Origin of the sequence: Streptomyces sp. NPDC051555 (assembly GCF_044454405.1) — a bacterium.
Classification (GTDB): Bacteria; Actinomycetota; Actinomycetes; order Streptomycetales; family Streptomycetaceae; genus Streptomyces.
This window is the reverse complement of the sequence record NZ_JBITDP010000078.1, coordinates 1-5417: the sequence shown is the minus strand read 5'-3', so window position 1 is coordinate 5417 and position 5417 is coordinate 1. Positions and strand designations below refer to the sequence as shown.

General features: G+C 69.9%; 3 protein-coding genes. 2 read left to right on the top strand and 1 reads right to left on the bottom strand.

Annotation, left to right across the window (positions count from 1 at the left end):
• Positions 1-568 precede the first annotated feature (568 nt).
• Positions 569-1204 carry a hypothetical protein gene (locus ACIBEA_RS44070; protein WP_399270132.1) on the top strand — a complete coding sequence of 212 codons (636 nt, stop codon included), beginning with the start codon at positions 569-571 and terminating at the stop codon, positions 1202-1204.
• A 602-nt stretch (positions 1205-1806) separates the two neighbouring features.
• On the top strand, positions 1807-4482 hold the full coding sequence (locus ACIBEA_RS44065) for a Helicase associated domain protein (protein ID WP_399270130.1): 2676 nt from the start codon (positions 1807-1809) through the stop codon (positions 4480-4482).
• 18 nt (positions 4483-4500) lie between these two features.
• Here ACIBEA_RS44065 and ACIBEA_RS44060 read toward each other — a convergent pair whose 3' ends face one another.
• Complete coding sequence (locus tag ACIBEA_RS44060) at positions 4501-5004, bottom strand: hypothetical protein (protein WP_399270128.1); 504 nt, start codon at positions 5002-5004, stop codon at positions 4501-4503.
• Positions 5005-5417 lie beyond the last annotated feature (413 nt).

Here is a 5417-nt window from a genome sequence, read left to right as displayed (position 1 = left end):
CGCGCCGCGCACCCGCCGGGCCCCACCCCAGGCGGTGCACCCCGCCCCCCCGGGCGGCCCGGCCGGGGCCCCGCCCCGCGGGGCCGGCCCTTCGGGCCGGTGTCCTCCGCTTCGCTTCGGACAGTCCGGTTCCGCTGCGCTCCACCTGGACTGGGCCGCTCCGCGGCCCTGAGGCGTCCCCGCGCTCCGCGCGGGGACTGACCCCGTTTCACGGGGTCTGAGCCTGTGGATAGTTGGGATGGGTCCGCTTCGCTCCCCCACCCTTGGGGCCTCTTCCCGGCGCTCCGGGGTTCCTGCGACTGCTCTGCATCAGGCACCTTCCGGCTTCGCCTCCAGCCCCCGGGTGCCCACTGTGTGGGCCTAGCTGGCAGCGGTGGGGGTGTGTCGCTCGTTCGTGTACGGGTTTCAGCATAGCTGGTGCATCAGTCCAATGCACGATGTACCTTTGGTGGAAGTGGTAGCCGTGTCCTGGCCACCTGAAAATCTCGCTCATGTTCGAGAGAAACGGCAGAAGATGACCGGTCACAGCGAATCTACCGGAAATGCATCCACGCTGAGTAGCTATTCCATGCGCCGGGTGAGTCAGTATCAGGCGGCAGGCACCAACGCCCGGTTGAAGCTGTTCGCGCTCCTGGCCGCCCAGGACGTGCCTGAGGCTGAGGCGGACGACCTGGTGGCCGCGCTGGAGGCGGGGTCGGTCGCTGGGGCGCAGTCCGGGGTGGTCGAGCTGGACGGTATGGCTCCGGCCTCTCGCGGCGCGGTGTTCGCGGACGGGTGGGATGAGGGCGTGGCCGCGGTCAGCGAGGCCCTGATCGAGATCGCGGACCGGGTCTGGGCACGGCGTGGTGGCCGGTCTGCCGGGGCCGGTGAACTGGCTGTACATCTCGCGGACATGCGGCAGCGTGAGCGGGCCGACCTGGTGCGGCTGGAGAGGTTCGTCCGGGAGACCGTCCTGCCGCGTACACACCCGAAGACCACTCAGCGGCGCCGGGCGCTGGAGGCTCTGGGCGAGGCCGGCGGTCTGTGCACCGCCGGGACGGTGGACAGCAACGGGGACGTCATCGTCTGCACACTCGACGCCGGGCACTACGACCCTGACGACAAGCCGTCCCTCAGGGACGGAAAGCCCAGCGGCTGGCACCGGGCGGGCGCCTCGATCTGGAACGACCGTGGTGCGGCCTGTGTTCCGCACCCGGCTGTCTGAAAGACCAAAGGACTGATGGACATGTGGAGTGCTGACGACGTGGCGCGGGATTCGGTTCGCCGCCAGGGAAACGGCCTGACCAGCGCCGTGGTTGCAGAACGGATCGCGGAGGCGGCAGTCAGAGAGCAGGAGACCGCGGAGCGATCCCTGCTCGGCGGGACCTTCTCCGAGTACGAGCCGGAGCGTCTGGCCGACATCTGGGCTGCAAAGCACGTGGAGTGGCAGCGCGTCAGGGACCTGATGGCGCAGAGCGGTTGGAGCCGTTACGAGCCGGAGCGGGACGTCCAGGGCTCCCAGTGGGCGAAGGAGCGCGATGAACGGCGTCAGGCGGTCCTGTCCGCGCACGCTGCACACCTGGCGCGGCGGCAAGACGAACGGGATGAACTGCGGACCGAGCTGTGGCTGTCCGCCGGCCCCGGCCGGCTGATCCGGGCGGCGGCCGATCGGGCAGGCCTCCAACCCGTCGAGGGTCCTGGCGCAGCTCGCCGAGCGGGTCGTGGTGGGCGAGGACGGCACGGTGTCCGTACCGCCGTTCTCACCGTCCAGATGACTACACACGGCCGTCTGAAAACCACTGGAATAGGGATCGGGGAAACAGGAAAATGTCTGCGATTCAGCTCAGGGAACACCAGGTCGACCAGAAGTCGAGTTTCCGGAAGTGGGTTGGATTTCCTGCACGGAAGTCTGTGCCGCCGCAGGGGGCCCGGGCGACGATCGTGTCCGCGACGGGGTCCGGGAAGACCATCACGGCCGCGGCGTGCGCGCTGGAGTCCTTCCCCGGCGGGCGAATCCTGGTCACCGTGCCGACCCTGGACCTGCTCGCGCAGACCGCGCAGGCATGGCGCCTGGTCGGCCACACCGCGCCGATGGTCGCGGTGTGCTCCCTGGAGAACGACCCGGTGCTCGGGGCGCTGGGGGTGCGCACCACCACCAACCCGATCCAGCTGTGCCTGTGGGCGGGGGCCGGGCCCGTCGTCGTTCTTGCCACTTACGCCTCCCTCGTCGACCGCGAGGACTTCCGCCAGGAGAAGGTCCGCGGACCACTGGAGACCGCCCTGACGGGCGGGGAGCAGCTCTACGGACAGCGGATGGAGCAGTTCGACCTCGCGATCGTGGACGAGGCCCACGGGACAGCCGGTGATCTCGGGCGGCCGTGGGCGGCGATCCACGACAACCGGCGGATCCCCGCCGACTACCGCCTCTACCTGACAGCGACCCCGCGGATCCTGGCCGCGGCCCGGCCGCGAAAGGGCGCGGACGGCCAGGAGCTGGAGATCGCGTCCATGACCAGCGACCCGGACGGAACCTACGGCGAGTGGATCGCGGAACTCGGCCTGAACGAGGCCATCGAGCGGGAGATCCTTGCGGGGTTCGAGATCGACGTGCTGGAGATCCGCGATCCGGAACGGCAGCCTCTCGTGCTGTCCGAGGAGTCGCTGCGCGGCCGGCGCCTCGCGCTGCTCCAGACCGCACTGCTGGAACACGCCGCCCGCCACAACCTCAAGACCGTCATGACGTTCCACCAGCGCGTGGAGGAGGCGGAGGCGTTCGCGGACAAGCTCTCGCAGACCGCCGCCGAGCTGTACGTTAGCGAGACGTCCGATGCCGCCCTGGCCAAGGCAGAGAGCCTGCCCAAGTCGCCGATCGCCGCGGAGTTCTACGAGCTGGAGGCCGGCCGCCACGTCCCGCCCAACCGCGTCTGGTCGCAGTGGTTGTGCGGCGACCACCTCGTCACCGAACGCCGCGAAGCACTCCGGCAATTCGCCAACGGCATCGACGCCACCGGGCACCGCGTCCACCGCGCGTTCCTCGCCTCCGTACGCGTCCTCGGCGAAGGCGTCGACATCACCGGCGAACGCGGCGTCGACGCCATCTGCTTCGCCGACACCCGCGGCTCACAAGTCGAGATCGTCCAGAACATCGGACGCGCACTCCGCCCCCACCGCGACGGCACCACCAAGATCGCCCGAATCATCGTGCCCGTGTTCCTCCAGCCCGGGGAGAACCCCACCGACATGGTCGCCTCCGCCTCGTATGCCGGGTTGGTCGCTGTACTCCAGGGCCTCCGCAGTCATGACGAACGACTCGTTGAGCAGCTCGCTTCCCGTGCCCTCACCAGCGGGCAGCGCAAGGTCCACGTCCGGCGGGACGAGGACGGCCGGATCATCGGCACGGGCGGCGCAGGTGACGGCGAGGACCAGGAGGACGGCGCCGACACCGCCATCGAGTCCGCACTGCTCCACTTCTCCAGCCCCCGCGACGCCGCCACCATCGCCGCGTTCCTCCGCACGCGCGTCTACCGGCCCGAGTCACTGGTATGGCTGGAGGGCTACCAGGCGCTCCTCCGCTGGCGGGCCGAGAACGAGATCACCGGCCTGTACCCGGTCCCGTACGACACCGAGACCACGGTCGGCGTCACCAAGGACTTCCCCCTCGGGCGATGGGTCCACCAGCAGCGCAAGATGCTGCGCGCCGGGGAACTCGAAGACCGGCGCAAGACCCTCCTCGACGCACCGGACGCGGGAATGGTGTGGGAGCCAGGCGAAGAAGCCTGGGAAGCCAAGCTCGCCGCGCTGCGCTCCTACCGGCGGGCCACCGGACACCTCGCGCCCCGGCAGGACGCCATCTGGGGCGAAGGCGAGATCGACGACGGGCAACTCGCGATCGGACAGCTCATGGCCAATCTGCGCAGGACGGGCTCCAAGAACGGGCTCGGGAAGAACGAGGACACCGCGGCGACCCGGGCCGCGCAGCTCGCCGCGATCGACAAGGACTGGAACTGCCCCTGGCCCCTGGACTGGCAGCGCCACCAGCGCGTCCTCGCGGACTTGGTCGACGCCGACGGCCAGCTGCCCGACATCGCCCCCGGCGTGCTCATGGACGGCGACGACATCGGACGGTGGCTCCAGCAGCAGAAGCAGCCGGCCACCTGGACCCGGCTTCTGCCCGAGCAGCAGAAGCGGCTGACCGCGATCGGCGTGGAACCCGCCCAGACGCCGCCTCCGGCCCCGGCCGCCGGTCGCACGGCGAAGGGCCCGAGCAAGGCACAGCAGGCGTTCCAGCGGGGCCTGGCAGCCCTCGCGCAGTGGGTGGAGCGGGAGGGCGCGGACCGGCCGGTCCCCCGCGCCCACGGCGAGGACATCGCGGTCGAGGGCGAGGCGGAGCCGGTCGTCGTGAAACTCGGCGTATGGATCTCCAACACCAAAACCCGGCGCGACAAACTCACCACCGAACAACTCGCCGCCCTCGGCGCGCTGGGCGTGGACTGGGCCCGGTGAATTCCACAAGGTTGAAGGTCACCGTGTGGGGAGGTGATCCAGGTACTCGGAGAGGGTCGCGGCCCGGGGTTCCTCCCACCGGTCAGGGGATGCGGGCATGTCGTCTTCCCGGCCGTCGAGCAGGGGCACCAGGACGGCGCGCAGCGCGGCGGGGGCAGCGAGTCGGTCCACCGGCAGGGGGTCCCAGTAGTCCTCGGTGGTGCTGAACTCGTCGCGGAGAGGGGTGTATGCCCAGCCGTCCGCCGAGTCCCAGGACAGAGCCACGCCGTGAGGCCAGGCCTTGTCGTTGACGACCGGGTCGACGGAGAGGACGGAGGGGACGGAGCCGTGGCGGTGGTCCGAGGTCCGGGCGGTTGTACGGCGGTAGTAGAACGTGGCGAAGAGGATGCCGGTGTCCGCGATGTCGACGGTCCACTCGTCCGGCTCGTACGGTCCGCCGGGCCCGTCGACCAGGGCGACGGCCTCGGCGTAGCAGTAGTGCGGCAGCCGGTGTGCGGAGCCGAGCAGACTGGAGTCGATCACGGGGTGCTCCGAGTTTCGGTGAGGCGTTCGGCCTGTGTCCGTCAGCAGTCCAGGGAGCGGGCAGTGCCGGTGTGCGGCCTCCGTCGCGGCCCTGCTGGCCAAAACCGCACCCCGGTACGGCCGAACGTACACGCAGGCGGCCCGCCCACGCAGAGCATGACGTCAACCAGTCATGCCAAGGGGGTTCTCAGCTGAGATCGTGGCGTCAACGTGCGCGCGGGCAGGAGAACGGCGTGTCTGAAGGGGGAGTAGTGGGGTCTCCTGGATGGAAGGCGCTTGTTGGCGCGGCTGCTGTCAGAGCTGGTCAGTACCTGTCCTTAGAAGCCGTTGTCCTATCGATCATGAGCGCGATGTGATCGAACGCGGGGGCCGGGGCGGGTGAACCTTGCCGTGACGTGCATGAAGACAGGGCC